We start from the raw sequence: 26729 nt of genomic DNA on the forward strand, positions 1-26729 counted from the left end.
TAGATTAGTGGCGGGCATCGGACCGGAGGGAGTGACAAGTGTGTCGGGATTCGGATGGATTCGCTGATCACCGCGGCCGCGCGCGCACTCGCGGCCGGTGACGCGCTCGGCGCGCTGAACCGCGTCGCGCTGCGCGACGATGCGCCGGCGCTCGCGCTGCGCGGCATCGCGATGGCGCAGCTCGGCGATTTCGAGCGCGCGCGCACCCTCGTGCGCAGCGCCGCCCGCGCATTCGGCACGAAGGAAGCCGTCGCACGCGCGCGCTGCGTCGTCGCGGAAGCGGAGATCGCCCTCGCGTCGCGCGACTTGCGCTGGCCGACGCGCGCACTCGATGCGGCCTGCGCGACGCTCGACGCGCACGGCGACCGCGCGAATGCCGCGCATGCACGCTATCTCGGCGTACGCCGACTGCTGCTGATCGGCCATGTCGACGACGCCGAGCGGCTGCTCGCGCATCTCGATCCCGCACCGCTGCCGTCCGCGTCGCGCGCCGCCCATGAACTGATCGCGGCCGGCATCGCGATGCGCCGCCTCCGCACGCACGCGGCCCGCGCGGCGCTCGCCCGGGCACGCGCGGCCGCCCGCGACGCCGGCATCGCCGCGCTGACGGCCGAGGTCGACACCGCCGCCCGCGTGCTCGACGCACCGGCCGCGCGACTCATCGCACGCGGCACGTCGCGACTCGTGCCGCTCGACGAAGTCGAGACGCTGTTCGCATCGAACACGCTCGTCGTCGACGCGTGCCGCCACACCGTGCGCGATGCGCGCACGACCGTGTCGCTCGCGCGCCGCCCCGTGCTGTTCGTGCTCGCCCGCGCGCTCGGCGAAGCGTGGCCGGCCGACGTGTCGCGCAATGCGCTCGTGGCCGCCGCGTTCCGCGCCAAACAGGCGGACGAATCGCATCGCGCGCGGCTGCGCGTCGAGATCGGCCGGCTGCGCGCGGTGCTGCGCCCGCTCGCGAACGTCGTCGCGACACCGCGCGGCTTTGCGCTCGAGCCGCTCGGCGTACGCGAGACCGTCGTCCTCGCACGCCCGGTCGACGATCGCCACGCGGCCGTCCTCGCGCTGCTCGCCGACGGCGAAGCGTGGTCGAGTTCCGCGCTGGCGCTCGCGCTCGGCGCGAGCCAGCGCACCGTGCAACGCGCGCTCGACACGCTCGCGGAGGCCGGCAAGGTGCAGGCGCTCGGCCGCGGCCGCGCGCGCCGCTGGATGACGCCGCCGCTGCCCGGATTCGCGACGACCTTGTTACTCCCGGCGCCGCTGCCGGGCGATTAGGATGGCCGCATTGAACGACGAGGGGACGAACATGAAACGCTCCACGGCAGAGATCATTCGCGAATACGGCCCGTTTCCGGGCGTCGACGGCGTGCACGGCGTCACGTTCGACGGACGGCACGTGTGGTACGCGTCCGGCGACAAGCTGAATGCGCTCGATCCCGAGCGCGGCACGACCGTGCGCTCGCTCGACGTTGCCGCGCATGCAGGCACGGCGTTCGACGGCCGCCACCTGTTCCAGATCGTCGAGGACCGCATCGAGAAGCTCGATCCCGAATCGGGCCGCGTGCTCGCGACGATCCCGGCCCCCGGCGGCGGCGCCGACTCGGGGCTCGCGTGGGCCGAAGGCACGCTGTGGGTCGGCCAGTACCGCGAACGCAAGATTCATCAGATCGATCCGGAATCGGGCGCCGTGCTGCGCACGATCGAATCGAACCGCTTCGTCACCGGCGTGACGTGGGTCGACGGCGAGCTGTGGCACGGCACGTGGGAAGCCGACCAGAGCGACCTGCGGCACGTCGACCCGCACACGGGCCAGGTCCTCGAACAGGTCGACATGCCGGCTGGCGTCGGCGTATCGGGGCTCGAATCCGACGGCCGCGACCGCTTCTACTGCGGCGGCGGCAACAGCGGCACGCTGCGCGCCGTGCGGCGCCCGGCACGCGCGCGTGCAGCGGGCGACGGCGCGCCCGCCTCGCCCGATCCGGCCGAGGGCTGATTCGCCGCAGCCGGCCGACGCGCCGCGCCCCATGCCGAGTGCAGGAATGAACAAGACACCGCCGCGACGGCGTCGCTAAGATGCGCGCACATCAGTCATTCGTTCGGAGCGGTCGATGCAGCGCGGCGTGGTTTATGGTGTCCTGGCAGGCGCCCTGTGGGGCATGGTGTTTCTCGTTCCGCGGCTGCTGACCGACTTCTCGCCGCTGCTGCTGAGCGCCGGCCGCTACGCGATGTACGGCCTCGTGTCGCTCGCGGCCGCCCTGCCCGCCGCCCGCTCGCTGCTCGCGCGGCTGACCCGCGAAGACCTCGTCGCGCTGGTAAGGCTCGCCGTCATCGGCAACGTCGCGTATTACATACTGCTGTCCGGCGCCGTGCATCTGATCGGCATCGCGCCCAGCTCGCTGATCGTCGGCGTGCTGCCCGTGACCGTCACGCTCGCGGGCCTCGGCGACCACGGCGCCGTGCCGCTGCGGCGGCTCGCCGCCCCGCTAGCGCTGGTGATCGCGGGCATCGCCTGCATCAACGTCGACCTGTTCACGTCCGAAGCCGCGCATGCGACCACCCTCGGCCAGAAACTCGCCGGCATCGCCTGCGCGGCCGGAGCGCTCGCCAGCTGGACCTGGTACGCGGTCGCGAACGCACGCTACCTGCAGCGCCATCATCATTTCGACGGCAACGAATGGTCGGTGCTATGGGGTGTCGTGACGGGCCTGATCGGCGCGCTCTGCTGGATCGCGATCCTCGCGCTGCCCGCCGGCACGGTGCAGGCGGCCGTCCCGGCGTCGCGCTGGCAGCTGTTCTGGCTGCTGAATCTCGGGCTCGCGATCGGCGCGTCGTGGCTCGGCAACGGCCTGTGGAATGCGGCGTCGAAGCGCTTGCCGCTCACGCTGTCGGGGCAGCTGATCGTGTTCGAAACCGTGTTCGCGATGCTATACGCGTTCGTGTACGACCAGCGGATGCCGCACGCGCTCGAAATCACCGCGCTCGTGCTGCTGCTCGCCGGCGTGTACGGCTCGGTGCGGCAGCACGGCGACACGCCGGGCAGCGCGCCGACAAACGCAAACGCCGCGGCCCACTGAGCGCGCCGCGGCGTGCGATCAGGCGAATCGGAACGAAAAACGCGTCAGCGCGCGTCCTTGTGCATCCACTTGCGGCCCTCGATCGAGCCGTCGCGGCGGGACTTGTCGACGCGCCGCTGGCGCGCCAGCTTCGGGTCGACGATCAGCGGGCGGTAGATCTCGACGCGATCGTGATCGGCGAGCGGCGCGTCGAGCGGCGCGAGCTTGCCGTACACGCCCGTCTTCGCGTGCGCGAGATCGATCTCCGGATGCAGCGCGAGCACGCCGCTCGCGTCGATCGCCGAGCGTACGGTCGCGCCTTCGGGCAGCGACAGCGGAATCAGCGTCTGGCGGTCCGGCAGCGCATAGCAGACTTCGATCGACAGCATCGCGTCACCCCTTCCCGTAGCGCTGGTCCGCGCGCTTCACGAACGAATCGACGAACGTGTTCGCGATGTGGCTGAACACGGGCCCGATGATCTTTTCGAGCAGGATGCTCGAAAATTCGTAATGCAGCGCGAATTCGATCTTGCACGCATCGGCGCGCAGCGCGGTGAAGCGCCACGAGCCCGTGAACTTCTTGAACGGGCCGTCCGTGAACTCCATGTCGATCCGCGTCGGGCGCTGCTGCGTGTTGCGCGTCGCGAAATGCTGCTTGATGCCCTTGAAGTTGATGTCGATGCGCGCTTCCATCCCGCTCTCGTCCTGACGGCGAATCTCGACACCGCCGCACCAGGGCAGGAAATTGGGGTAGTCGGCCACGTCGGTGACGAGGTCGAACATCTGTTCCGCCGAATGGCGGATCAATACGGTTTTCTGGACATCTGCCATAAATCGCGCGGCATCGCTTGAGGTGGGAACGCAAGCCGGGCGATTCCCGCCCCGCTTTGCTAAAATCGTGATTTTAAACGAGTTGGGCCGATCCTTTCATGAGCATCATCGACAACAGGAAAGCGCACTTCGATTATCACATCGAGGAACGCTACGAGGCGGGGCTCGTGCTGGAGGGCTGGGAAGTCAAGGCGCTGCGCGCCGGGCGCGGCCAGATCAAGGAAGGCTACGTCGTGGTGAAGAACGCCGAGATCTTCCTGATCGGTACCCATATCAGCCCGCTGCCCGAAGCCTCGACGCACATCAAGCCCGACCCGGTTCGCACGCGCAAGCTGCTGCTGCACCGCGAGGAAATCAAGAAACTGATCGGCAAGGTCGAGCAGCGCGGCTACACGCTCGTGCCGCTGAACTTCCACTACAAGGGTGGTCGCGTGAAGTGCGACATCGCGCTCGCGAAGGGCAAGAAGTTGCACGACAAGCGCGAAACCGAGAAAAAGCGCGACTGGGAACGCGAAAAGGCACGCATCATGCGCGCCGGCACCTGACGCGCGCGACCTGCCACGCAGACGACACGGCCCGCTCGAAGCGGGCCGTGTTGCTTTGGGCGATCTGATTCCTGCCTGCCGGTCGCCCGGCTGCGCGACGATTCGCCGCACGCCGATCGCACGCGGCGGCCGCCTGGGCCGCGGTTGCGCGCGGTTCAGCCCTTCGCGGGCGTCGATGCGTTCTTGACGATCGTCAGCGCCGACGAGATCGCCGTACCGAGGTCCGACAGGTTCGACGGCACGATCAGCGTGTTGCCCTGCTTCGCGAGATTCGAGAACGCGTTCACATACTGCTCGGCGACCTTCAGGTTCACCGCATCCATCCCGCCTTGCGACTGGATCGCATTCGCGATCTTCTGGATCGCCTGCGCGTTCGCCTCGGCCACCGCCAGGATCGCGGCGGCCTCGCCCTGCGCCTGGTTGATCGCGGCCTGCCGCTCGCCTTCGGACTTCTGGATGGCCGCTTCACGCGCGCCCGACGCGAGGTTGATCTGCTCCTGCTTGCGGCCTTCCGAAGCGGCGATCAGCGCGCGCTTCTCGCGCTCCGCGGTGATCTGCGCCTGCATCGCGTGCAGGATTTCCTTCGGCGGCGTCAGGTCCTTGATCTCGTAGCGCAGCACCTTCACGCCCCAGTTCGCCGCGGCCTGGTCGAGCGCCGACACGATGTTGTGGTTGATGAAGTCGCGCTCCTCGAACGTCTTGTCGAGTTCGAGCTTGCCGACCACCGAGCGCAGCGTGGTTTGCGCGAGCTGCGTGATCGCGAGCACGAAGTTGCTCGACCCGTACGACGCCTTCATCGGATCGGTCACCTGGAAGTACAGCACGCCGTCGACCTGCAGCTGCGTGTTGTCGCGCGTGATGCAGACCTGGCTCGGCACGTCGAGCGGAATTTCCTTCAGCACGTGCCGGTACGCGATGCGATCGACGAACGGCAGCACGATGTTCAGGCCGGGCGACAGCGTCGCGTGATAGCGCCCGAAGCGCTCCAGCACCCATGCATGCTGCTGCGGCACGATCTTCACCGTCTTCGACACGATCACGATCGCGATGACGAGCAGGACAACCCAGATGATCAGCGAATCCATGAAGTATTCCCTCCTTGTTGTATCAGCGGACGATCAGCCCGCGGGTTTCGCCACGACCACGAGACAATTGCCGCGCACGGCGCTCACCTGATAGACGTGCGCATCGTCGCGCTCGCCGTGCGCGAGCTCGACATCCCAGTCGGCGCCGCGATACTGCACGCGCGCGCGGCCGTCGTGCCACGCGTCGACCGTGACGGTCGAGCCGATATCGAGATTGACGTCGGGATTCGTCGACGTGTCGCGCTTCTGCTTGCGGCCGAGCCCCGAACGGCGCAGCGCGATCATCGCGACGATCGCGACCGCGGCCGCCGCGCCGAACTGCACGTGCGGCGCGAAACCGGCCAGCTGCAGCAACCCGCCCGCGAGAAAGCCGAGCGCGATCATCAGCAGATAGAACGTACCGGTCAGCAACTCGGCGACGACCAGCACGCCCACCGCGACCCACCAGAACAGATGCCCCGACATGATTGTGGTCTCCTCGAAAACGCCCCCCGGCTTGCTCTCGCTCGCTACTCCCCGCAGGGGCGGCCCGGCGTGTACCTGTACCGACAAACAAAAACACCCCGGTGCTTACCGGGGTGTTTATAGCATGAACCTTGCATTTTGCCTTCACCGAAGGAGCGACGTTGCCGCTCCTTCGCCGATGATGCATTACCGGGCGTTACTTCCGGTTCGCGGCGAGCGCTTGCCACGTGTCGATGATCGTGTCCGGGTTCAGCGAGATCGACACGATGCCTTCGTCGGTCAGCCACTGCGCGAAGTCCGGGTGATCGGACGGGCCCTGGCCGCAGATACCGACGTACTTGCCCATCTTGCGGCAGGTATCGATCGCACGCTTGAGCAGGAACTTGACGGCCGGGTCGCGTTCGTCGAAGTCGACGGCCAGCAGTTCCATGCCCGAGTCGCGGTCGAGGCCGAGCGTGAGCTGCGTGAGGTCGTTCGAGCCGATCGAGAAACCGTCGAAGTGCTCCAGGAACTCTTCGGCGAGGATCGCGTTGGTCGGGACTTCGCACATCATCACGAGGCGCAGGCCGTTTTCGCCGCGCTTCAGGCCGAACTTCTCGAGCAGGCCGACGACACGCTCCGCCTGCTTCACGGTCCGCACGAACGGCACCATGATCTCGACGTTGGTCAGGCCCATCTCGTCGCGCACGCGCTTCAGTGCACGGCACTCCATCTCGAACGCCTGCGCGAAGTCCTCGGCGATGTAACGCGACGCACCGCGGAAGCCCAGCATCGGGTTTTCCTCGTCCGGCTCGTAACGCGAACCGCCGATCAGCTTCTTGTACTCGTTCGACTTGAAGTCGGACAGGCGCACGATCACGGGCTTCGGATAGAACGCCGCCGCGATCGTCGCGACGCCTTCGGTCAGCTTGTCGACGTAGAACTGACGCGGCGATGCGTGACCGCGCGCGACGCTCTCGACCGCCTTCTTCAGGTCCTGGTCGATGTTCGGGTACTCGAGAATCGCCTTCGGGTGAACGCCGATGTTGTTGTTGATGATGAACTCGAGACGCGCGAGACCCACGCCGCCGTTCGGCAGTTGCGAGAAGTCGAACGCGAGCTGCGGGTTGCCGACGTTCATCATGATCTTGACCGGGATTTCCGGCAGTTCGCCGCGCTGCACTTCCGTGACTTCCGTCTCGAGCAGGCCGTCGTAGATCTTGCCTTCGTCGCCTTCCGCGCACGATACCGTGACGAGCGCGCCGTCCTTCAGCACGTCGGTCGCGTCGCCGCAGCCGACGACTGCCGGCACGCCGAGCTCACGCGCGATGATCGCCGCGTGGCAGGTGCGGCCGCCGCGGTTCGTGACGATCGCGGCCGCACGCTTCATCACCGGCTCCCAGTTCGGGTCGGTCATGTCGGCCACCAGCACGTCGCCCGGCTGCACGCGTTCCATTTCCGACGGATCCTGGATCACGCGCACGGGGCCCGCGCCGATCTTCTGACCGATCGCACGGCCCGTCGCCAGCACCTGTGACTGGCCCTTCAGCTTGAAGCGCTGCTCGGCCTTGCCGGTTGCCTGGCTCTTCACCGTTTCCGGACGTGCCTGCAGGATGAAGATCTTGCCGTCGCGGCCGTCCTTGCCCCACTCGATGTCCATCGGACGCTGGTAGTGCTTCTCGATGATGACCGCGTACTTCGCCAGCTCGATCACGTCCTCGTCGGTGATCGAGTAGCGGTTGCGCTGTTCGTGCGGCACGTCGACCGTCTTCACGCGGCCCGGCTCGCCCGGTTGCGTGAATTCCATCTTGATCAGCTTCGAGCCGATCGAGCGGCGGATGATCGGGTATTTGTCCTGGGCGAGCGTCGTCTTGAACACGTAGAACTCGTCCGGGTTCACCGCGCCCTGCACGACGGTTTCGCCCAGGCCGTAGCTCGACGTGATGAACACGGCGTCCTTGAAGCCCGATTCGGTGTCGATCGTGAACATCACGCCGGCGGCGCCGACGTCCGAGCGGACCATGCGCTGCACGCCGGCCGACAGCGCGACTTCCGCGTGCGTGAAGCCCTTGTGCACGCGGTACGAGATCGCGCGGTCGTTGTACAGCGACGCGAACACGTGCTTCATGCGGTCGAGCACGTCCTCGATGCCGACGACGTTCAGGTAGGACTCCTGCTGACCGGCGAACGAGGCGTCGGGCAGGTCTTCCGCGGTCGCGGACGAACGCACGGCGAACGACAGTTCGCTCGGCGAGCCGTTCTTGAGGATGTCGAACTGCGCGCGGATTTCTTCCTCGAGGCGCGCCTGCAGCGGTGCGTCGACGATCCACTTGCGGATCTCGGCACCGGCTTCGGCGAGCGCCTTCACGTCGTCGATGTCGAGCGACTCGAGACGCTTGGCGATACGATCGGTGAGGTCGTTGTGCTTGAGGAAATCGCGGAACGCGAGCGCGGTCGTGGCGAAACCGGTGGGTACGCGAACGCCTGCTTCGGAAAGCTGGCTGATCATCTCGCCGAGCGACGCATTCTTGCCGCCCACGATCTCCACATCGGTCATCCGCAACTGCTCGAACGGAATTACATACGCCTGGTCCTTTGCGACGTTTGCTGCGTTAGTCATACAAGCCCCTAAGTGTGAAAAAAATGCTCGATCGCGCAAGTGGGCTCGAACGCGGGCGCTTGCAAAAAGGCGCGGCGCGTCTTGCGCAACCTGTTAGATAAACACTCGCAGCGGCGGAAAATATTCCGACCCGATTTGCAAAAATCCCGGCAGAAGGGCGATATATGCAGACAAATCGCCAGACTTGCCGGGAATTCTGGAATCCAGCGGTCAAGCCGCGGGCGCCGTTCGCGCCCTGCCCCCGCAATTGCTTATCCAACAGGTTGCCGCTATTCTACCGTGCCGGCTGCCGGATGTGGCGCGACCTTGTCACTGGGTCTGGAGGCGCACCTCCAGCCGCCCGCGCAACCGCCCTTCACGCTCGACGTCCAGATTCATGCTGCCTACCGTATTCATCGTCTCCGACGGCACCGGGATCACTGCCGAAACCTTCGCGCACTCGATCCTCTCCCAGTTCGACCAGAAATTCCGTCTCGTGCGCGTGCCGTTCGTCGACTCGCCCGACAAGGCCTATGCGACCGTCGAGAAGATCAACGAGGCCGCCGTGCACGACGGCCGCCGCGCGATCGTGTTCACGACGCTCGTCGACAGCGAATCGAACGACATCGTCAAGCGCTCGAACGCGCTCGTGCTCGACATGTTCCAGCGCTTCGTCGAACCGCTCGAGCAGGAACTGGAGCTCAAGTCGAGCCACGCGATGGGCCGCGGCCACCAGAATGCGGACACCGAGGAGTACAAGACGCGGATCGAGGCGATCAACTTCTCGCTCGCGCACGACGACGGCCAGTCGAACCGCAACCTGTCGGAAGCCGACGTGATCCTCGTCGGCGTGTCGCGCAGCGGCAAGACGCCGACGAGCCTGTACCTTGCGATGCAGTACGGCGTGAAGGCGGCAAACTATCCGCTGATTCCGGAGGATTTCGAGCGCGGCAAGCTGCCGTCGGCACTCTCCCCGCACCGCGAGAAGCTGTTCGGGCTGTCGATCGACCCGCAGCGCCTGTCGGAGATCCGCAACGAGCGCCGTCCCGGCAGCAAGTACGCGGCCCCCGAGAATTGCCGCTACGAGATCAACGAGGCCGAGGCGATGATGCGTCGCGAGGGGATCAAGTGGCTGTCGTCGACGCACAAGTCGATCGAGGAAATCGCGACGACGATCCTGCAGGAAATCCGTCTCGACCGGCAGTCGTACTGAGCACCGGCGCACGGGCGGCCGCATGGCCGCCGCCGGAAACGGCAAGGCCGCGTCGAACGCGGCCTTTTTTCGTCGTGCGGCGCTTGGCGCGCGCCGTGCGTCAGGCAGGCCGCTGCTGGCGCACCTGCTCGAACAGGCACACCGCGGCCGCCGCTGCGACGTTCAGCGACTCCATTCCACCTGGCTGCGGAATCGTCACGCGATGCGTGGCCGCGTCGCGCCAGAACGCCGACACGCCGGCGCCCTCGTTGCCGAACACCCAGGCAACCGGCCCCGACAGGTTGCAGTCGTAGACCGCCTGCGCGCCGTGCGAGTCGGTCAGCGCGACCGGCACGTCGAGCCGTTCGGCGAGCGCGGCAGCGTCGACATCCTCGTGGATCGACAGCAGGAAATGAGCGCCCATGCCCGAGCGCAGCACCTTCGACGACCACGCGTACGCCGTTCCCGGCGCACAGAACACGTGGCGCACGCCGGCCGCCGCCGCGCTGCGCAGGATCGAGCCGACGTTGCCGGCATCCTGCACGCCGTCGAGCACGATCGACGTATGCGCGACGCGCGCGGGCAGCGGATGTTCGGGCCGGTCGACGAGCAGCAGGAAGCCGACGCCGTTGACGACGTTCGACAACTGGCCGAACAGTGCGTCGGGCAGCGTGACGACCCGCTGCGCGTCGATACGCGCGACGATCGTCTGCGCTTCCGCGTGGCCGAGCGCGCCCTCGGTCGTCACGCACAGCTCGGGCGTCGCGCCCGTATCGAGGTACGCGCTCGCGAGATGGAAGCCTTCGAGCAGCGCCTGGCCGCTGCGGCGCTGATGGGGCGTCGAACCCGCCAGCGCCTTCAGGCGCTTGTACAGCGGGTTGTCGCGGGAAGTGATGCTTTTCATCGAATCAGGTCGAGTGCCGCACGCACCGGTGCGAAAGTGCGTCGATGCGCTTCGCACGGGCCGTGCTCGCGCAGTGCGGCAAGGTGTTTCGCGGTGCCGTAGCCCGCATGCACGTTGAAACCGTACACCGGGAAGCGCTCGTGCAGGTCGACGAGCATGCGGTCGCGCGTGACCTTCGCGAGGATCGACGCGGCCGAGATGCTCGGCACGAGCGCATCGCCGCTGACGATCGCTTCGGCCCGCACGGTCAGCGTCGGGCAGCGGTTGCCGTCGATCTGCGCGAGCGTCGGCAGGACCGACAGGCCCTCGACGGCCCGCTTCATCGCGAGCATCGTCGCGTGCAGGATGTTCAGCGTGTCGATCTCGTCGACGCTCGCCGACGCCACGCAATACGCGCGCGAACGCGTGACGATCAGCTCGTACAGCGCATCGCGCTTCTTCGCGGACAGCGCCTTCGAATCGTCGAGCCCGTCGATCGGCCGCGCCGGATCGAGAATCACCGCGGCGGCCACCACCGGCCCGGCGAGCGGGCCGCGGCCGGCTTCGTCGACGCCGCAGACGATCTCGTCGGGGCGGCTGAAGTCGAAACCGCCCTGCACGTCGATCGACGCGCGCCGGCGTGGGACGCGTACTGCGGTCATACGCGCCCCTTGCGATGTTCAAGCACGCGCACGACGGCTTCGGCCGCCTTCACGGCCGTATTCTGCCGCAGCGAAAGATGCATTTCGGTAAACACTTCGGTCAGCGTGCGGCGGTTCGCGTCGTCGCGCAACTGCGTGAGCGTCGCATCGGCGAGCGCCTCGGGCGTCGCGAAATGCTGCAGCAGCTCGGGCACGACGAACCGCCCCGCCAGGATGTTCGGCAAGCCGACGTACGGCAGGTAGCCCTGCCGGCGCATGATCTGCCCGGTCAGCCAGGGCACCTTGTACGAGATCACCATCGGCTTCTTCAGCAGCGCGGCTTCCAGCGTGACGGTGCCGCTCTTCACGAGGATCGCGTCGGCGGCCGTCATCGCGACCTGCGAGCGGCCGTCGGTGATCGTCAGCGCGAGTTGCGGATGCGCATCGACGAGCGGCTGCAGCAGTTCGCGCAGGGCGGGCGTCGCAGCCGGCATCACGAACCGCACGCCGGGCTCGCGCTGCTGCATCAGCGCCATCGCCGCGAAGAAGGTCGGGCCGATCAGCGCGATCTCGGAGCGCCGGCTGCCCGGCAGCACCGCGATCACGGGGCCGTCCGCGGGCAGCCCCAGTGCGATGCGCGCGCCGTGCGTGTCGGGTTCGAGCGGAATCTCGTCGGCCAGCGGATGGCCGACATAGGTCGATGCGACGCCGGCCTTGTCGAGGATCGCCGGCTCGAACGGGAACAGGCACAGCATGTGGTCGACGGACTTGGCGATCTTCTTGATCCGGCCGCCGCGCCATGCCCAGATCGACGGGCACACGAAGTGGATCGACGGAATGCCCGCGTCGCGCGCGGCCTGTTCGACGTTGAAGTTGAAGTCGGGCGCGTCGACGCCGATGAACGCGTCAGGCCGCTCGGCGAGCAGCTGGCGCTTCAGTTCGCCGCGAATCCGCAGGATCTCGGGAATCTGGCCGAGCGCCTCGACATAACCGCGCACGGTCAGCTTGTCCATCTGCCAGTGCGAGTCGAAGCCGTGCGCGATCATCCGCTGCCCGCCGATCCCGTAATACTGGGCCGATTCGGGCAGCCGCTCGCGCAGCCCGCCGAGCAGCGACGCCCCGAGCAGGTCGCCCGACGGCTCGCCGGCCACCATCGCGAGCCGGAGCTGATTGGTCGGAAGCGGCATCGCTTAGCGGATGATGCCGCGCTGCGACGCGTCGATGAAATCGACGAACGCCTTCACCGGCACGTCGCCGTCGCCGCCCGCCTCCGCCAGCTCGCGCAACTGCACCTTCGCTTCCTCGAACGACAGGCCGCTCTTGTAGAGCACGCGGTACGCGCTGCGCAGCGCCGAGATCGCATCGGGCGAGAAACCGCGCCGGCGCAGCCCCTCGACGTTGATCCCGTGCGGTTCGGCCTTGTTGCCGGCCGCGATCACGAACGGCGGGATGTCCTGCACGAGCGCCGATGCGCCGCCCAGCATCGAGTGCGCGCCGATGCGCACGAACTGGTGGACGCCCGACATGCCGCCGACGATCGCCCAGTCGCCGATCTCGACGTGGCCGGCCATCTGCGCGTTGCTCGACAGGATCACGTGGTTGCCGACGCGGCAGTCATGGCCGATGTGCACGTAGGCCATGATCCAGTTGTCGTCGCCGAGCGTCGTCACGCCGAGGTCCTGCACGGTACCCGTGTGGATCGTCGTGAACTCGCGGATCGTGTTGCGGTTGCCGATCACGAGCTTCGTGGGCTCGTCCTTGTACTTCATGTCCTGCGGACGGCCGCCGACCGACGCGTAATGGCCGATGCGGTTGTCTTCGCCGAGCGTCGTATGGCCTTCGATCACGCTGTGCGAGCCGATCGTCGTGCGCGCGCCGATCGTGACGTGCGGACCGACGATCGCGTACGGGCCGATCTCGACCGATTCGTCGATCTGCGCGCCCGGCTCGACGATCGCGGTGGGATGAATCCTGGTCATGCGCCGTTGCCTCTCGATGTGATGTGTCGCGTTGCGTTGCCCATGCGTGCCGCGTCGCTCAGGGCGCCGCGTCGGCCGTCTTGACCGTGCACATCAGTTCGGCTTCCGCCGCCACCTTGCCGTCCACTTCCGCCACCGCCTTGAACTTCCAGATGCCGCGGATGTAGCGTTCGAACGTCACGTTCAGAATCAGTTGATCGCCCGGCTCGACCACGCGCTTGAACCGCGCGCCGTCGATGCCGACGAAGTAGTACAGCGTGTTCTCCGGATCCTTCGGCTGCTCTTCCGCGAAGGTCAGCAACGCAGCCGCCTGCGCGAGCGCCTCGAGGATCAGCACGCCCGGCATCACCGGCCGCTTCGGGAAATGCCCCTGGAAAAACGGCTCGTTGATCGACACGTTCTTCAGCGCTTTGATCCCTTTGTGCGGTTCGAGTTCGAGCACGCGGTCGACGAGCAGAATCGGGTAGCGATGCGGCAGCAGCGTGAGGATCTTGTGGATGTCGAGATTGATTTTTTCAGTGCTCATGATGGTTCGTCTCACGCAGAGGCTGCGCGGTGGTGATGCAAAGGCTGAAGCGGGCCGCCGCGCGGCCCAGTCTGGCAAACCGGGCCGGTTGCGCTGGCCGTGCCCGGTTGGTGGTCTCGCATGATGCGCTCAGGCGCCCGTGCCGCCCTGGGCGGCGAGCGCGGCTTCGAGCGCCTTGATGCGCTCGCGCAGCTTGTCGAGGTTGCGCACGAGTGCGGCGCTCTTGTTCCATTCGCCGTGATCGACAGCCGGGAACGCGCTGGTATAGATGCCGGCCTTCGGCAGCGACTTCGATACGCCCGAGTTCGCGGTGATGATGACATAGTCGCCGAGCGTCACGTGGCCGGCGATCCCGGCCGCGCCGCCGATCATGCAGTGGCGGCCGATCGTCGTGCTGCCCGCGATGCCCGCCTTGCCGGCGATCACCGTGTACGCGCCGATCCGGCAGTTGTGGGCGATCTGCACCTGGTTGTCGATCTTCACGCATTCGTCGATGACGGTATCCGCCATCGCACCGCGGTCGATCGTCGTGTTCGCGCCGATTTCGACGTCCGGGCCGATCGTCACGCCGCCGACCTGCGGGATCTTGACCCAGCTGCCGGTGCGCGCATCGCCGTCGCCGACGAAATCCGGCGCGAAGCCGAAACCGTCGGAGCCGATCACGGCGCCCGCATGGACGATCGCGCGCGGGCCGATCTTGCAGCCGTGGTACACCGATGCGTTCGGATAGAAGTGCGAGCCGGCGCCGATCGTCGTGCCGCGGCCGACGAAGACGTTCGCGTCGAGTTGCACGCCGTCCTCGATCACCGCGCCGGCCTCGACCGTCACGTGCGGGCCGATCACCGCGCTCGCGGCGACCTTCGCGGCCGGATCGATCGTCGCGCTCGGATGCACGCCGGCGGCGCGCTGCGGCGTGGCCAGGTCGATGAACATCTGCGCGACGCGCGCGAAGTACGCGTACGGATTGGGCGTCACGATGAAGTTGCGGCCGCCGGCCGCCGCGCCCAGCTTTTCGAGATCCTTCGGTGCGATCAGCACCGCGCCCGCGCGGGTCGACTCGACCTGCGACAGGTACTTCGGGTTCGCGAGGAACGCGAGCTGCTGCGGGCCGGCCTGGTCGAGCGGCGCGAGCCCGCCCACCTTGCACTGTGCGTCGCCGGCGATCTCGCCGCCGAACCGCTTTACGAGTTCCTCAAGCGTCAATGCCATTCGTCGTCTGCTCCGTTCAGTTCGCCGAGCCGGACGCGAGCGCCTTGAGCACCTTGTCGGTGATGTCGATGCGCGGGCTGACGTACACGGCTTCCTGCACGATCAGGTCGTAATTCTGCTGCTCGGCGATCTGCTTGATGACCTTGTTCGCCCGCTCCAGCACGGCCGCCAGCTCCTCGTTGCGACGCTGGTTCAGGTCCTCGCGGAACTCGCGCTGCTTGCGCTGGAAGTCGGTATCGAGCTGGGCGAGGTCGCGCTGCTTCTGCGCGCGGTCGGCCGCCGACAGCGACGTGCCGTTCTTGTCCAGCGAGTCGGACATCGACTTCAGGCGCGCGGCCAGGTCCTGCAGATCCTTGTCGCGCTTCGCGAACTCGGCTTCGAGCTTCGTCTGCGCCGCCTTCGCGGGCGCCGACTCGCGCAGGATCCGATCCGAATTGACCGCCGCGATGCGGGCGACGTCCTGTGCGTGCACCGTTGCCGCGCCCAGGGCCAGCGCAACGGTCAGCGCGCACATCACTCGTTTCGAAAACTTACCGGTTAGCAAAATTACCCTCTCGTTGCTGTTGTCATGCGTTCGGTCAGAACGCCGTCCCGATCTGGAACTGGAATTTCTGGTACTGGTCGCCTTCGTGCTTCTGCAGCGGGAAGCCGAGGCTCAGCTTCAGCGGGCCGATCGGCGAGATCCACGCGAGACCCACACCGTAGCCGTAGCGCAGGCCGTTCGCGCCCGTACTCGTGCCGCCCGGCGCGTTGCCCCACACGTTACCGCCGTCGAGGAACGTGAACACGCGCAGCGTGCGGTCGTAGCCCGTGCCCGGCAGCGGGAACGTCAGTTCGATGTTGCCGACGACCATCTTCGAACCGCCGATCGGGTCGTTCGTCTTCGTGTCGCGCGGGCCCAGCGAGCTCGGCTCGTAGCCACGCACGGAGCCGATACCGCCCGCGTAGTAGTTCTTGAAGATCGGGTACGGGTTGCCGATACCGTTACCGTAGCCGCCTTGCAGGTTCAGGCCCAGGATGAAGCCGCGCGAGAACGAATAGTAGTACTGCGCCTGCAGGTCGGCCTTGTAGTACTGGATCTTGCCGACCGGCACGCCGTACTCCATGTTCGCCTGCGTGAAGTAGCCGCGGCTCGGAATCAGCGCGCTGTCGCGCGCGTCGCGCGACCATGCCACCGTCAGCGGCACCGTGTTCGACACGCGGCCGAACTGGTTCACGTAATCCTGGTAGCTCTGCGGCGTGTTCGAATCGACGTCGAGGCGGTTCTGCTCGAAGCCCGCGCCGAAGTAGACGGTGTCGACTTCCGAGAACGGGATGCCGAACTTCAGGTTGCCGCCCGCGCTGATGATCCGGAAGCTCGAGCTGGTCGAATAGTAGAGCGGCTGGTACGTGCGGTAGTAGACGTCCGTGATCCGCTTGATGCCGTCGACCGTGAAGTACGGGTCGACCTGCGTGACGGTCAGCGTCCGGTAGCTCTTCGCGGTGTTGACGTTCACCGACAGGCTGGTACCCGAACCGAACACGTTGTCCTGCGACACGCCGGCCGACAGCACGACCTTGTCCGTCGACGAGAAGCCGGCGCCCAGCGTGATCGCGCCGGTCGGCTTTTCGTCGACCTTCACGTTCACGTCGACCTGGTCGTTCGTGCCTTCGACCGGCACCGTCGTCACGTCGACGTTGGTGAAGTAGCCGAGACGGTTCACGCGGTCCTTCGACAGCGCGAGGCGGTTCGAATCGAACCACGAGCTTTCGAGCTGGCGCATTTCGCGACGCACCACTTCGTCGCGCGTGCGCGTGTTGCCGACCACGTTGATGCGGCGCACGTACACGCGGCGGCTCGGATCGACGACGAGGTTCAGGTTCACCTTGTGGTTCGCCTGGTCGATGTCCGGCTGCGCGTTGACGGTCGCGAATGCGTAACCGTATTCACCGAGCTTGTCGACGATCGACTTGGTGGTCTGCTGCAGCTTTTCGGCCGAGAAGCGGTCGCCCGGCTTGATCTTGATCAGCTTGTTGAGTTCGGCTTCGCGATCGAGCAGGTTGCCCGACAGCTTGATGCCCGACACCGTGTACGGCTCGCCTTCGTGCAGCGTGACCGTCAGGTACATGTCCTTCTTGTCGGGCGAGATCGACACCTGGGTCGACTCGATGTTGAACTCGAGGTAGCCGCGGTTCAGGTAGTACGAGCGTACGGCCTCGAGGTCGCCCGTGAGCTTTTCCTTCGAGTACAGGTCGTTCTTCGTATACCAGGAGAACCAGTTCGGCGTCGACAGCTGCATCTCGTCGCGCAGCGTGCTGGTGCTGAACGCCTTGTTGCCGATGAAGTTGATCTGGCGGATCTTCGCGCTCGGGCCTTCGGCCACCGCGAACAGGATCGACACGCGGTTCGCGTCGACCGGCGTGATCGTCGTCTTGACTTCGGCCGCATAGAAGCCGCGCGTCAGGTACTGGCGCTTGAGCTCCTGCTCGGCCTTGTCGACGAGCGCCTTGTCGTAGTAGCGGCCGTCGGCGAGACCGACCGCGCGCAGCGCCTTCGTCAGGTTGTCCTTGTCGAATTCCTTCGTGCCGGTGAAGTCGATCGACGCGATGGCCGGACGCTCCTGCACCTGCACGATGACGACGTTGCCTTGCGTGGCGATGCGCACGTCGTTGAAAAAGCCCGTCGCGTACAACGCGCGGATTGCTTCGGATGCCTTGTCGTCCGTGAAGGTATCGCCCTGCTTGATCGGCAGATAGGCGAACACCGAACCCGCTTCGACGCGCTGCAGCCCCTCGATCTTGATGTCTTGCACCACGAACGGTGCCGCTGCATGCGCCGCGAGGCCGTGAGCGGCGAGCGCGGCCGCTGCAACTGTCTTAGGTACAAAGCGATGAGGTTTGAACAACATGCATCCCCAATATTTAGCTGCATCAAATCGGGCGACTGCCGAGCGGCGGCCGCCTGACGCTTCAGAAATGGATTAACCGAGCCAGATCGTTGAACAGCGCGATCGCCGACAATGCGACGATGCAGATCAACCCGGCTCTTTGCAGAATCAGCTGCCAGCGCTCCGAGACGGCTTTCCCGGTCGCGGCTTCAACCGCATAATATAACAGATGCCCCCCGTCCAAAACGGGAATCGGCAACAAGTTCAGGACGCCAAGGCTAATGCTGACAAGGGCGAGGAACGACAGGAACGCCGACGGTCCGAGCCGCGCGCTCTTGCCCGCGTAGTCGGCGATCGTCACCGGGCCGGACAGGTTCTTCAGCGACGCGTTGCCCGTGATCATGCGCCCGAACATCTTCAGCGAATACACGGAGATGTCCCACGTGCGGTGCGCGCCGAGCCGCAGGCTCTCGATCGGCCCGTAGCGCACGTCGACGGACGGCGCGTGCATCGACAGCGCCGCGCCGATCCGGCCGACCTGCTGCCCCGATTCGTCGTCGCGCTGCATCTGCGGCACGATCGACACCGTCTGCGCGGCGCCGTTGCGCTCGATCCGCAGGTCGAGCGCCTGCCCCGCATGGTGCTTCACCGAATCGATGAAACGCGTCGCGCCGCCGATCGGCTTGCCGTCGAGCGCCACCAGCGTGTCGCCGGCCTTCAGGCCCGCCTGCTCCGCCGCGCTGCCCGGCTGCACGGACGCGACCGACAGCGTGCCGCCGCCGGTCTCGAAGCCCAGATGGGCCATGAAATCGTCGTCGAGCTGACTGTCGGGAACCTGCCGGAGGTCGACGCGGAAATCGAACGTCGTGTTGCCGTCGCGTGCGCCGAGCACGATCTCGCGGTGATCGAACGCGGCCGACAGCAGCTTCCAGCGCAGGTCCGACCACGACCGCACCGGCTCGGACTCGCCGCCCTGCGCGTCGCCGGTGCGCGCGTCGCGGATCGACACGACCGTCTCGCCGCCGTCGAAGCCCGCACGGGCCGCCACCGTTCCGGCGGCCGGCGGCGCGACGACCGCGGCCGGCTCGGTCACGCCGGTGGCAAACACGATCGAGAACAGCCCGATTGCCAACAGGAAGTTCGCAATCGGGCCGGCCGCGACGATCGCGATCCGCTTGTAGACGGACTGCCGGTTGAACGCCTGCCCGAGTTCGTCGGGCCGGATGCCGGGGCCCGGATCGCGCTCGTCGAGCATCTTCACGTAGCCGCCAAGCGGCAGCGAGGACAGCGTCCACTCGGTGCCCGTGCGGCGGCTGACCCAGCGTGCGACGGGCTGGCCGAAGCCGATGGAGAATCGCAGGACCTTCACGCCGCACCAGCGCGCGACACGATAGTGCCCGTACTCATGCACGACGACCAGTACCCCGATCGCCACCGCAAACGCGACCAGTTCGACCAGCACGTTCATGAGCACTCCATTCAGACGGTACGCTCCACGCGTGGCGCAGGCGCTTTTGCAATGATTTCGGCGGCGAGGCGGCGTGCCTCGGCGTCCGCCGCCAGGACGTCGTCGAGCCCGTCGGGCGCGCGGTTCGGCAGCGCGTTGAGCACCGCGTCGACCGTCGCCGCGATCGCCATGAAGCCGATCCGGCGCTCGAGAAATGCTTCGACCGCAACCTCGTTCGCCGCGTTCAATGCGGCGCTCGCGATGCCGCCTTCCTCGAGCGCCTTCAGCGCGAGCGCGAGGCACGGGAAGCGCGCGTAATCGGGCTTCTCGAACGACAGCTGCGCGATCTGCGCGAGGTCGAGCGGGCCGACGCCCGCGTCGACGCGCTCGGGGAACGCGAGCGCGTGCGCGATCGGCGTGCGCATGTCGGGGTTGCCGAGCTGCGCGAGCACCGAGCCGTCACGGTACGACACGAGCGAATGGATCACGCTCTGCGGATGGATCAGCACGTCGATGCGATCGCCCGGCAACCCGAAGATCCAGTGCGCCTCGATCACCTCGAGGCCCTTGTTCATCATCGTCGCCGAATCGACCGAGATCTTGCGGCCCATCACCCAGTTCGGATGCTTGCACGCCTCGTCCGGCGTCACGTCGGCGAGCGTGGCCGGTTCGCGCGTGCGGAACGGGCCGCCCGACGCGGTCAGGATGATCTTCGAGATCCCGCCGTGCTCGGCCGCGTCGCGCGGCATGCACTGGAAGATCGCGTTGTGTTCGCTGTCGACCGGCAGCAGGATCGCGCCATGATCGCGCACGGCGTCCATGAAGATCGCACCCGACATCACGAGCGATTCCTTGTTCGCGAGCAGGATCCGCTTGCCGGCGCGCGCGGCCGCGAGGCTCGGCGCGAGGCCGGCCGCGCCGACGATCGCCGCGACCACCGTATCGCAGCCGTCGCTCTTCGACACGTCGACGAGCGCCTGCGGGCCGTACAGCACGGTCGTCTTGCTGCCCGCCGCGCGCAGCTTCGTCTCGACGTGCGCGGCCGTCGCGGCATCGCCGACCACCGCCACTTCGGGCGCGAAGCGCAGACACTGCTCGACGAGCTTGTCGCCGTTGCGGTGCGCGGTCAGCGCGTAGACCGAGAAGCGTTCGGGATGGCGCGCGACCACGTCGAGCGTGCTGTCTCCGATCGAGCCCGTGGAACCGAGCAATGTCAGACGTTTTTGCATAAAAGAATGAATGGTTTAACCAAGCAGCAGCATCGCGAGCGGCAGCACCGGCAGCAGCGCGTCGACTCGGTCGAGCACGCCGCCATGGCCCGGCAGCAGTCCGCTCGAATCCTTCACGCCCGCCTGCCGCTTCAACAGTGACTCGAACAGGTCGCCGATCACGCTGTACACGACCAGCAGCGTCAGCGCGGCCCACGCGCCGGGCATCCCGTAGCGGGCGGCAAATGCGGAAAACAGGGTCGGCTCGAACGCATGCGCGGCCATCGCGACACCGGCGACGATCATCACGGCCAGCCAGCCGCCGATCGCGCCTTCCCAGCTCTTGCCGGGGCTGATCGTCACGGCCAGTTTACGCTTTCCGAAGGCCTTGCCCGCGAAGTATGCGCCGATATCGGCCAGCCAGACGACCAGCAGCAGCGACAGCACGAACGGCACGCCCTGCGCGCGTGCCGCGACAAGCGCATGCCAGCAGGCCGCGAACACGATCAGGCCGGCGGCGAGCAGGAACGGCCGCCAGACGCCGCCCGCGAGTTCGGGCTTGCGCCGCAGCGCGAACGGGCCGACCAGCAGCCAGAACACGCCGGCTGCCATGAAAAGGGGACGTGATCCGGCCGCGTCGACGCCGAGCGGCGTGGTGGCCGCCAGCGCAAGCGCCGCGACGACCGCATAGACGACGGGGCCGGCGCCGCCGAGTTTCAGCAGGCGCGCCCACTCCCACGCGGCGAACACGAGCACGGCGCCGATCAGCGCGCCGAACGCCGTGAGCGGCGCGAACAGCGTCACCGGCAGCAGCACTGCCAGCATCACGATCGCCGTGATCACACGGGTTTTCAGCATGAAAGGGAGTCGGCGTTCTGCGATTGCGGTTCGAGCTGCGCACTCGTGCGCCCGAAACGGCGCTCGCGCTCGGTATACGACGCCAACGCGTCGGCCAGGGCCGCGCCGTCGAAATCCGGCCAGTATTTGTCGGTGAAATAGAACTCGGCGTACGCGAGCTGCCACAGCAGGAAGTTGCTGACGCGCTGCTCGCCGCCCGTACGGATGAAGAGGTCGGGCTCCGGCGCATAGGCCATCGCCAGGTGCGGCGCGAATGCGTCCTCGGTCACCTCGACCTCGCGCCCCTCGCGCACGGCCTGCTCGACGAGCTTCTTCGTCGCCTGCAGGATGTCCCACCGGCCGCCGTAGTTGGCCGCGATGGTGAGCGTCAGGCGCGTATTGCGCGCCGTCTTGGTTTCGGCGCGGCGGATCAGCTCGCGGATGCGCGGCTCGAAACGGTCGAGATCGCCGACGACACGCAGGCGGATCCCGTTTGCATGCAGCTTGCCGACCTCGCGCTCGAGCGCGGTGATGAACAGCCGCATCAGGAACGACACTTCGTCGTTCGGCCGGCGCCAGTTTTCGGAACTGAACGCGAACAGCGTCAGGTATTCGACACCGGCGCGCGCGCAACCTTCGACCACTGCCCGTACGGCATCGACGCCGCGGGTGTGCCCCGCGACGCGCGGCAAGCGGCGTTCGGTCGCCCAACGGCCATTGCCGTCCATGATGATCGCGATGTGACGCGGCACGACGCCGACGTCAGGCACGCGAACGGTAGAGCTGGTATAGGTCATGGCCGTTGAGACAGTAATGCGGGAGGAAGGCGGCGCGCGAGGACGGTCGTCAGACCGTCATGATCTCGGCTTCCTTGGTCTGCACGAGCTTGTCGATTTCGGCGACGTGCTTGTCGGTCAGCTTCTGCACGTCGTCGCTCGCACGGCGCTCGTCGTCTTCCGAGATTTCCTTGTCCTTCACGAGCTTCTTGAGCGCTTCGTTCGCGTCGCGGCGCAGGTTGCGGATCGCGACCTTGGCCGTCTCGCCTTCGCCCTTCACGACCTTGGTCAGCTCGCGGCGGCGCTCTTCCGTCAGCGCGGGCATCGGCACGCGGATCAGGTCGCCGGCCGTTGCCGGGTTCAGGCCCAGGTCGGCTTCGCGGATGGCCTTCTCGACCTTCGCGACCATGTTCTTTTCCCACGGCTGCACGCCGATCGTGCGCGCGTCGACGAGCGTCAGGTTCGCGACCTGCGAGATCGGCACCATCGAGCCGTAGTAGTCGACCTGCACGTGATCGAGCAGACCGGTGTGTGCACGGCCCGTACGGATCTTGGCCAGATCGTTCTTGAACGCTTCGATCGAGCGCTGCATCTTTTGCTCGACGCCCTTCTTGGTATCAGCGACACTCATTTCAACCTCCGAACCTTCAAACCTTCAAAGAACGCGGGCCCCGCCCGGCGCAGGAGATACGCCGCGGCCGATGACCCGCATCCGCGGGAGTTTACACGTGGACGAGCGTACCTTCGTCCTCGCCCAGCACGATGCGCTTGAGCGCGCCCGGCTTGTTGATCGAAAACACGCGAATCGGCAGCTTCTGGTCGCGGCACAGCGCAAAGGCCGTCGCGTCCATCACCTGCAGGTTGCGGCTGATCGCCTCGTCGAAAGTGATCGTCGTGTAGCGCGTAGCCGACGGATCCTTCTTCGGATCGGCAGAATATACGCCATCGACCTTGGTTGCCTTCAGCACGACCTCGGCACCCACTTCCGACCCGCGCAGCGCGGCGGCGGTATCCGTCGTGAAGAACGGGTTGCCGGTACCGGCCGCGAAGATCACGACGCGGCCTTCCTCGAGCTGGCGGATCGCGCGGGGCCGGATGTACGGCTCGACGACCTGGTCCATGCGCAGCGCGGACTGCACGCGCGCCTCGATGCCGGCGTGGCGCATCGCGTCCTGCAGCGCCAGCGCGTTCATCATCGTCGCGAGCATCCCCATGTAGTCGGCCGTCGCGCGGTCCATGCCGGCCGCGCCGCCCGCGACACCGCGGAAAATATTACCGCCACCGATCACGACCGCGAGCTGCGTACCGAGACGCACGACTTCGGCGATATCGGCCACCATCCGTTCGATCGTCGCGCGATTGATGCCGAAGGCATCGTCGCCCATCAGCGCTTCGCCGGAGAGTTTGAGGAGGACGCGTTTATAGGCATTGGACATAGGGGCTTCCGAGCGACGAGAGGATGACAACCACGAACTGTAGGGGCGAAATACTGATTCGGGCAAGCGCCGCCGACCGGACCGGGGTTCCCGGCCGGCCGGCGGCGCCGCCGGCCGCGGCGGAGCGGACGCCCGCCGCGGATACTGCCTGACTGCTTACTGCTGCTTTGCTGCTGCGACTTGCGCGGCCACTTCGGCGGCGAAGTCGTCCTGGCGCTTCTCGATGCCCTCGCCGACGACGAACAGCGCGAACTTCTGCACGGCGGCATTGGCTGCCTTCAGCATCTGCTCGATCGTCTGCTTGTCGTTCTTCACGAACGTCTGGTTCAGCAGCGACACTTCCTTCAGGTACTTCTGGACGCTACCGTCGACCATCTTCGCGACGATTTCGGCCGGCTTGCCCGATTCGGCAGCCTTCTGCTCGGCCACGCGGCGTTCCGTTTCGATCAGTTCCGCCGGCACGTCGGCCGACGACAGCGCGACCGGCTTCATGGCCGCGATGTGCATCGCGACGTCCTTGCCGACCTGCTCTTCCGCGCCCGTGTACTCGACGATCACGCCGATCCGCGCGCCGTGCAGGTAGGTGGCGATCTTGTTCGCGGTTTCGAAACGGACGAAACGGCGGATCGACACGTTCTCGCCGATCTTGCCGATCAGTGCCAGACGCACCGCGTCGACCGTCGAACCGTCGAGCGGCAGCGCCGACAGCGCAGCCACGTCGGCCGGGTTTTGCGTCGCGACGAGCTCCGCCACCGTCTTCGAGAATGCGAGGAAGTCGTCGTTCTTCGCGACGAAGTCGGTTTCGCAGTTCAGTTCGACCAGCGCGCCTGCGTTGCCGCCGACGAACGATGCGACGACGCCTTCGGCCGTCACGCGCGATGCCGCCTTGCTCGCCTTGTTGCCGAGCTTGACGCGCAGCAGCTCTTCAGCCTTGGCCAGGTCGCCGTCGGCTTCCGTCAGCGCCTTCTTGCACTCCATCATCGGTGCGTCGGTCTTCGCGCGCAGTTCTGCCACCATGCTTGCGGTAATTGCCGCCATCATTCGCTCCTTGAGTCTGTATTCACAACGCCGCCCGCTTGGACGCGAACGGCCGAGATTCGTTTCCGGACCCGCGCCGATTCGGCGCGATCAGGTCCGGCGCACAAGCTTAAAAAAGGGGGCCTGTTCGAGAGCCCCCTTTTTGCGCCGGCTCGGGGCCAGTTACGCGTTTTCCTCGACGTACTCGTCGTCGCCGCGTGCGGCCTGGACCACTTCGTTGACCGCGTTCGCACGGCCTTCGAGGATCGCGTCGGCCACGCCTTCGGCGTACAGCGCGACTGCCTTGCTCGAGTCGTCGTTACCCGGGATCACGTAATCCACACCTTCCGGCGAGTGGTTCGTATCGACCACGGCGATGACCGGCACGCCCAGCTTGTTCGCTTCCGTGACGGCAATCTTGTGGTAGCCGACGTCGACGACGAAGATGGCGTCCGGAATGCCGCCCATGTCCTTCACGCCGCCGATCGACTTCTGCAGCTTCGCGATTTCGCGTTCGAACAGCAGCGCTTCCTTCTTGCTCATCTTCTCGAGCTCGCCTGCCTCGACTGCCGCTTCCATGTCCTTCAGGCGCTTGATCGATACCTTCAGCGTCTTGAAGTTGGTCATCATGCCGCCGAGCCAGCGTGCGTTGACGTACGGCATGCCTGCGCGCTGCGCTTCCTGGGCGATCGTGTCACGCGATTGACGCTTCGTGCCGACGAACAGGATCGTGCCGCGGTTCGCTGCCAGCTGGCGCACGTACTTCTGTGCGTCCGTGAACATCGGCAGCGTCTTTTCGAGGTTGATGATGTGAATCTTGTTGCGGTGACCGAAAATGAACGGAGCCATCTTCGGGTTCCAGAAGCGCGTCTGGTGACCGAAGTGGACACCCGCTTCCAGCATTTGGCGCATCGTAACTGCCATGTAAATTCTCCACGAGGGTTGGGTCTTAAGCCGGCCGCCGTACCGCCGCGCGAACCCGCCCCGAAGGGCGCGAATTCCGCGCGGCCGGCACCCTGGTTGCGCCGACTTGCGATTCGGCACGTGCAAAACGCCCGTGCCGCAAGCCTTTCGTCGCCATGCCGCCCCAAAATGAGGCAAGTTCGGCATTTGGACATCGACTTAGCCAAAGAGTATAGCACGCCGAGTTGTCCGCCCTCAAGTCGCCCGACACTTTCGCTGCCGCGCGCCAGCCGGCCGGACAATCCGCGAAAACCCGCATCCGCGCGGCCGGCAGGGGCTGCGAGGGCAGCCATAAGGTGCGATAATCCGTCAATTCACCGCATTCCAGGCATACCTCGATGGCTATTACGCTCAAAAACGAACACGATATCGCGGAGATGCGCGTCGCCTGCCGTCTCGCGAGCGAAGTGCTCGATTTCATCACGCCGCACGTCGTCGCGGGCATCACGACCGCCGAACTCGACCGTCTCTGCCACGAGTTCATGCTCAACGAACAGGGCACGATCCCCGCGCCGCTGAACTACCAGCCGCCCGGCTATCCGCCGTACCCGAAGGCCACCTGCATTTCGGTCAACGACGTGATCTGTCACGGCATTCCCGGCGAGAAGGTGATCAAGAACGGCGATGCGCTGAACATCGACATCACCGTGATCAAGAACGGCTACTTCGGCGACACCAGCCGGATGTTCATCGTCGGCGAAGGCTCGATCCTCGCGAAGCGCCTCGTGCAGACCACCTACGAGTGCATGTGGCTCGGCATCGACCAGGTCAAGCCCGGCGCGCACCTCGGCGACATCGGCTACGCGATCCAGAAGCACGCGGAAGCGCAGGGCTACAGCGTCGTGCGCGAATACTGCGGCCACGGCATCGGCACGGTGTTCCACGAGGATCCGCAGGTCGTCCATTACGGCCGCCCGGGCACCGGCATCGAGCTGAAGGCCGGGATGATCTTCACGATCGAGCCGATGATCAACGCCGGCAAGCGCGACATCCGCACGATGCCCGACCAGTGGACGGTCAAGACGCGCGACCGCAGCCTGTCGGCGCAGTGGGAGCACACGGTGCTCGTCACCGAAACCGGCTACGAGGTGCTGACCGTGTCGGCCGGCACGCCGGCGCGCCCCGTGTTCGCGCAACCGGCTGCCGCGGTCTGAGCGCCGTCGCGCCCGCCCGCCCCGCCCGCACCTGAAC

General features: G+C 66.5%; 27 protein-coding genes. 6 read left to right on the forward strand and 21 right to left on the reverse strand.

Annotated features, from left to right (window positions below; all coding sequences use genetic code 11):
* Positions 1–54 precede the first annotated feature (54 nt).
* From VXM69_RS30275 to VXM69_RS30285, 3 genes are all read left to right on the forward strand, one after another.
* Complete coding sequence (locus tag VXM69_RS30275) at positions 55–1275, forward strand: DNA-binding protein (RefSeq protein ID WP_069706321.1); 1221 nt, start codon at positions 55–57, stop codon at positions 1273–1275.
* Between the two features lie 31 nt (positions 1276–1306).
* Positions 1307–1993, forward strand: a complete 687-nt coding sequence (locus VXM69_RS30280) for a glutaminyl-peptide cyclotransferase (RefSeq protein ID WP_049030793.1) — start codon at positions 1307–1309, stop codon at positions 1991–1993.
* Between the two features lie 115 nt (positions 1994–2108).
* On the forward strand, positions 2109–3074 hold the full coding sequence (locus VXM69_RS30285; protein WP_367189707.1) for a DMT family transporter: 966 nt from the start codon (positions 2109–2111) through the stop codon (positions 3072–3074).
* A 44-nt stretch (positions 3075–3118) separates the two neighbouring features.
* Here VXM69_RS30285 and VXM69_RS30290 read toward each other — a convergent pair whose 3' ends face one another.
* Positions 3119–3442 (reverse strand): RnfH family protein, encoded by a 324-nt coding sequence (locus VXM69_RS30290; protein WP_034188831.1) that lies wholly within the window; start codon positions 3440–3442, stop codon positions 3119–3121.
* Positions 3443–3446: 4 nt separating this feature from the next.
* Positions 3447–3884, reverse strand: coding sequence for a type II toxin-antitoxin system RatA family toxin (locus VXM69_RS30295; protein WP_034188832.1), 438 nt, complete (start codon positions 3882–3884; stop codon positions 3447–3449).
* Positions 3885–3982: 98 nt separating this feature from the next.
* Here VXM69_RS30295 and smpB point away from each other — a divergent pair, with 98 nt between their 5' ends.
* On the forward strand, positions 3983–4429 hold the full coding sequence (gene smpB / locus VXM69_RS30300) for an SsrA-binding protein SmpB (RefSeq protein ID WP_006478511.1): 447 nt from the start codon (positions 3983–3985) through the stop codon (positions 4427–4429).
* A 155-nt stretch (positions 4430–4584) separates the two neighbouring features.
* Here the strand turns inward: smpB and VXM69_RS30305 are convergent, their stop codons facing one another.
* The 3 genes from VXM69_RS30305 to ppsA form a co-directional block, all read right to left on the reverse strand.
* On the reverse strand, positions 4585–5514 hold the full coding sequence (locus VXM69_RS30305) for an SPFH domain-containing protein (RefSeq protein WP_034188833.1): 930 nt from the start codon (positions 5512–5514) through the stop codon (positions 4585–4587).
* Positions 5515–5547: 33 nt separating this feature from the next.
* Positions 5548–5982, reverse strand: coding sequence for an NfeD family protein (locus VXM69_RS30310; protein ID WP_034188834.1), 435 nt, complete (start codon positions 5980–5982; stop codon positions 5548–5550).
* Between the two features lie 193 nt (positions 5983–6175).
* The gene (ppsA, locus tag VXM69_RS30315; RefSeq protein ID WP_059561843.1) at positions 6176–8578 is read right to left on the reverse strand and encodes a phosphoenolpyruvate synthase; all 2403 of its coding nucleotides are present in this window, start codon (positions 8576–8578) and stop codon (positions 6176–6178) included.
* Positions 8579–8954: 376 nt separating this feature from the next.
* On the opposite strand from ppsA, the gene VXM69_RS30320 reads away from it, so the two are divergent.
* Complete coding sequence (locus VXM69_RS30320; RefSeq protein WP_034188836.1) at positions 8955–9770, forward strand: pyruvate, water dikinase regulatory protein; 816 nt, start codon at positions 8955–8957, stop codon at positions 9768–9770.
* A 100-nt stretch (positions 9771–9870) separates the two neighbouring features.
* On the opposite strand, the gene VXM69_RS30325 is transcribed toward VXM69_RS30320, so the two are convergent.
* From VXM69_RS30325 to rpsB, 16 genes are all read right to left on the reverse strand, one after another.
* Positions 9871–10653, reverse strand: coding sequence for an RNA methyltransferase (locus VXM69_RS30325; RefSeq protein WP_049031460.1), 783 nt, complete (start codon positions 10651–10653; stop codon positions 9871–9873).
* Positions 10650–11294 (reverse strand): ribonuclease HII, encoded by a 645-nt coding sequence (gene rnhB, locus VXM69_RS30330; RefSeq protein ID WP_034188838.1) that lies wholly within the window; start codon positions 11292–11294, stop codon positions 10650–10652. The genes VXM69_RS30325 and rnhB overlap by 4 nt, the downstream gene beginning before the upstream one ends.
* The gene (lpxB, locus tag VXM69_RS30335) at positions 11291–12460 is read right to left on the reverse strand and encodes a lipid-A-disaccharide synthase (RefSeq protein ID WP_049031461.1); all 1170 of its coding nucleotides are present in this window, start codon (positions 12458–12460) and stop codon (positions 11291–11293) included. Before lpxB ends, rnhB begins: the two co-directional genes overlap by 4 nt.
* A gap of 3 nt (positions 12461–12463) precedes the next feature.
* On the reverse strand, positions 12464–13252 hold the full coding sequence (gene lpxA, locus VXM69_RS30340; protein ID WP_034188840.1) for an acyl-ACP--UDP-N-acetylglucosamine O-acyltransferase: 789 nt from the start codon (positions 13250–13252) through the stop codon (positions 12464–12466).
* A 58-nt stretch (positions 13253–13310) separates the two neighbouring features.
* Positions 13311–13778: a 3-hydroxyacyl-ACP dehydratase FabZ gene (fabZ, locus tag VXM69_RS30345; RefSeq protein WP_006495559.1), complete on the reverse strand. Its 468-nt coding sequence runs from the start codon at positions 13776–13778 to the stop codon at positions 13311–13313.
* 129 nt (positions 13779–13907) lie between these two features.
* Positions 13908–14987: a UDP-3-O-(3-hydroxymyristoyl)glucosamine N-acyltransferase gene (lpxD, locus tag VXM69_RS30350; protein WP_034188841.1), complete on the reverse strand. Its 1080-nt coding sequence runs from the start codon at positions 14985–14987 to the stop codon at positions 13908–13910.
* 16 nt (positions 14988–15003) lie between these two features.
* Positions 15004–15501, reverse strand: a complete 498-nt coding sequence (locus VXM69_RS30355; RefSeq protein WP_034188842.1) for an OmpH family outer membrane protein — start codon at positions 15499–15501, stop codon at positions 15004–15006.
* Between the two features lie 64 nt (positions 15502–15565).
* Positions 15566–17875 carry an outer membrane protein assembly factor BamA gene (gene bamA / locus VXM69_RS30360; protein ID WP_034188843.1) on the reverse strand — a complete coding sequence of 770 codons (2310 nt, stop codon included), beginning with the start codon at positions 17873–17875 and terminating at the stop codon, positions 15566–15568.
* Positions 17876–17936: 61 nt separating this feature from the next.
* Positions 17937–19322, reverse strand: a complete 1386-nt coding sequence (gene rseP / locus VXM69_RS30365; RefSeq protein ID WP_367189708.1) for an RIP metalloprotease RseP — start codon at positions 19320–19322, stop codon at positions 17937–17939.
* A gap of 11 nt (positions 19323–19333) precedes the next feature.
* A complete protein-coding gene (locus VXM69_RS30370) occupies positions 19334–20530 on the reverse strand; it encodes a 1-deoxy-D-xylulose-5-phosphate reductoisomerase (protein ID WP_367189709.1) in 1197 nt (398 codons plus the stop codon).
* A 15-nt stretch (positions 20531–20545) separates the two neighbouring features.
* Positions 20546–21367: a phosphatidate cytidylyltransferase gene (locus tag VXM69_RS30375; RefSeq protein WP_034188846.1), complete on the reverse strand. Its 822-nt coding sequence runs from the start codon at positions 21365–21367 to the stop codon at positions 20546–20548.
* Positions 21361–22143, reverse strand: a complete 783-nt coding sequence (gene uppS, locus VXM69_RS30380) for a polyprenyl diphosphate synthase (protein ID WP_034188847.1) — start codon at positions 22141–22143, stop codon at positions 21361–21363. Before uppS ends, VXM69_RS30375 begins: the two co-directional genes overlap by 7 nt.
* A gap of 49 nt (positions 22144–22192) precedes the next feature.
* The gene (gene frr, locus VXM69_RS30385; protein ID WP_027787089.1) at positions 22193–22753 is read right to left on the reverse strand and encodes a ribosome recycling factor; all 561 of its coding nucleotides are present in this window, start codon (positions 22751–22753) and stop codon (positions 22193–22195) included.
* 91 nt (positions 22754–22844) lie between these two features.
* The gene (pyrH, locus tag VXM69_RS30390) at positions 22845–23558 is read right to left on the reverse strand and encodes a UMP kinase (RefSeq protein WP_011352459.1); all 714 of its coding nucleotides are present in this window, start codon (positions 23556–23558) and stop codon (positions 22845–22847) included.
* A gap of 156 nt (positions 23559–23714) precedes the next feature.
* Positions 23715–24596 (reverse strand): translation elongation factor Ts, encoded by an 882-nt coding sequence (gene tsf / locus VXM69_RS30395; RefSeq protein ID WP_034188848.1) that lies wholly within the window; start codon positions 24594–24596, stop codon positions 23715–23717.
* A gap of 162 nt (positions 24597–24758) precedes the next feature.
* Positions 24759–25499, reverse strand: coding sequence for a 30S ribosomal protein S2 (gene rpsB / locus VXM69_RS30400; protein WP_006483818.1), 741 nt, complete (start codon positions 25497–25499; stop codon positions 24759–24761).
* Positions 25500–25876: 377 nt separating this feature from the next.
* On the opposite strand from rpsB, the gene map reads away from it, so the two are divergent.
* Positions 25877–26692 (forward strand): type I methionyl aminopeptidase, encoded by an 816-nt coding sequence (gene map / locus VXM69_RS30405; RefSeq protein ID WP_021159103.1) that lies wholly within the window; start codon positions 25877–25879, stop codon positions 26690–26692.
* Positions 26693–26729: the final 37 nt, after the last annotated feature.

This window comes from Burkholderia sp. Ed8 (assembly GCF_040761425.1).
GTDB lineage: Bacteria > Pseudomonadota > Gammaproteobacteria > Burkholderiales > Burkholderiaceae > Burkholderia > Burkholderia seminalis.

Excerpts from the sequence above, each read along its gene's own strand:
- VXM69_RS30290 (WP_034188831.1), bottom strand. The coding sequence starts at position 3,442 with ATGCTGTCGATCGAAGTCTGCTATGCGCTGCCGGACCGCCAGACGCTG.
- VXM69_RS30280 (WP_049030793.1), top strand. The coding sequence starts at position 1,307 with ATGAAACGCTCCACGGCAGAGATCATTCGCGAATACGGCCCGTTTCCG.
- VXM69_RS30325 (WP_049031460.1), bottom strand. The coding sequence starts at position 10,653 with ATGAAAAGCATCACTTCCCGCGACAACCCGCTGTACAAGCGCCTGAAG.
- lpxD (WP_034188841.1), bottom strand. The coding sequence starts at position 14,987 with ATGGCATTGACGCTTGAGGAACTCGTAAAGCGGTTCGGCGGCGAGATC.
- ppsA (WP_059561843.1), bottom strand. The coding sequence starts at position 8,578 with ATGACTAACGCAGCAAACGTCGCAAAGGACCAGGCGTATGTAATTCCG.
- fabZ (WP_006495559.1), bottom strand. The coding sequence starts at position 13,778 with ATGAGCACTGAAAAAATCAATCTCGACATCCACAAGATCCTCACGCTG.
- VXM69_RS30375 (WP_034188846.1), bottom strand. The coding sequence starts at position 21,367 with ATGCTGAAAACCCGTGTGATCACGGCGATCGTGATGCTGGCAGTGCTG.
- VXM69_RS30305 (WP_034188833.1), bottom strand. The coding sequence starts at position 5,514 with ATGGATTCGCTGATCATCTGGGTTGTCCTGCTCGTCATCGCGATCGTG.
- smpB (WP_006478511.1), top strand. The coding sequence starts at position 3,983 with ATGAGCATCATCGACAACAGGAAAGCGCACTTCGATTATCACATCGAG.
- VXM69_RS30295 (WP_034188832.1), bottom strand. The coding sequence starts at position 3,884 with ATGGCAGATGTCCAGAAAACCGTATTGATCCGCCATTCGGCGGAACAG.
- VXM69_RS30320 (WP_034188836.1), top strand. The coding sequence starts at position 8,955 with ATGCTGCCTACCGTATTCATCGTCTCCGACGGCACCGGGATCACTGCC.
- map (WP_021159103.1), top strand. The coding sequence starts at position 25,877 with ATGGCTATTACGCTCAAAAACGAACACGATATCGCGGAGATGCGCGTC.
- pyrH (WP_011352459.1), bottom strand. The coding sequence starts at position 23,558 with ATGTCCAATGCCTATAAACGCGTCCTCCTCAAACTCTCCGGCGAAGCG.
- lpxA (WP_034188840.1), bottom strand. The coding sequence starts at position 13,252 with ATGACCAGGATTCATCCCACCGCGATCGTCGAGCCGGGCGCGCAGATC.
- bamA (WP_034188843.1), bottom strand. The coding sequence starts at position 17,875 with ATGTTGTTCAAACCTCATCGCTTTGTACCTAAGACAGTTGCAGCGGCC.
- VXM69_RS30285 (WP_367189707.1), top strand. The coding sequence starts at position 2,109 with ATGCAGCGCGGCGTGGTTTATGGTGTCCTGGCAGGCGCCCTGTGGGGC.
- VXM69_RS30370 (WP_367189709.1), bottom strand. The coding sequence starts at position 20,530 with ATGCAAAAACGTCTGACATTGCTCGGTTCCACGGGCTCGATCGGAGAC.
- rnhB (WP_034188838.1), bottom strand. The coding sequence starts at position 11,294 with ATGACCGCAGTACGCGTCCCACGCCGGCGCGCGTCGATCGACGTGCAG.
- rseP (WP_367189708.1), bottom strand. The coding sequence starts at position 19,322 with ATGAACGTGCTGGTCGAACTGGTCGCGTTTGCGGTGGCGATCGGGGTA.
- VXM69_RS30355 (WP_034188842.1), bottom strand. The coding sequence starts at position 15,501 with ATGTGCGCGCTGACCGTTGCGCTGGCCCTGGGCGCGGCAACGGTGCAC.
- VXM69_RS30275 (WP_069706321.1), top strand. The coding sequence starts at position 55 with ATGGATTCGCTGATCACCGCGGCCGCGCGCGCACTCGCGGCCGGTGAC.
- tsf (WP_034188848.1), bottom strand. The coding sequence starts at position 24,596 with ATGGCGGCAATTACCGCAAGCATGGTGGCAGAACTGCGCGCGAAGACC.
- rpsB (WP_006483818.1), bottom strand. The coding sequence starts at position 25,499 with ATGGCAGTTACGATGCGCCAAATGCTGGAAGCGGGTGTCCACTTCGGT.
- frr (WP_027787089.1), bottom strand. The coding sequence starts at position 22,753 with ATGAGTGTCGCTGATACCAAGAAGGGCGTCGAGCAAAAGATGCAGCGC.
- uppS (WP_034188847.1), bottom strand. The coding sequence starts at position 22,143 with ATGACCTATACCAGCTCTACCGTTCGCGTGCCTGACGTCGGCGTCGTG.
- lpxB (WP_049031461.1), bottom strand. The coding sequence starts at position 12,460 with ATGCCGCTTCCGACCAATCAGCTCCGGCTCGCGATGGTGGCCGGCGAG.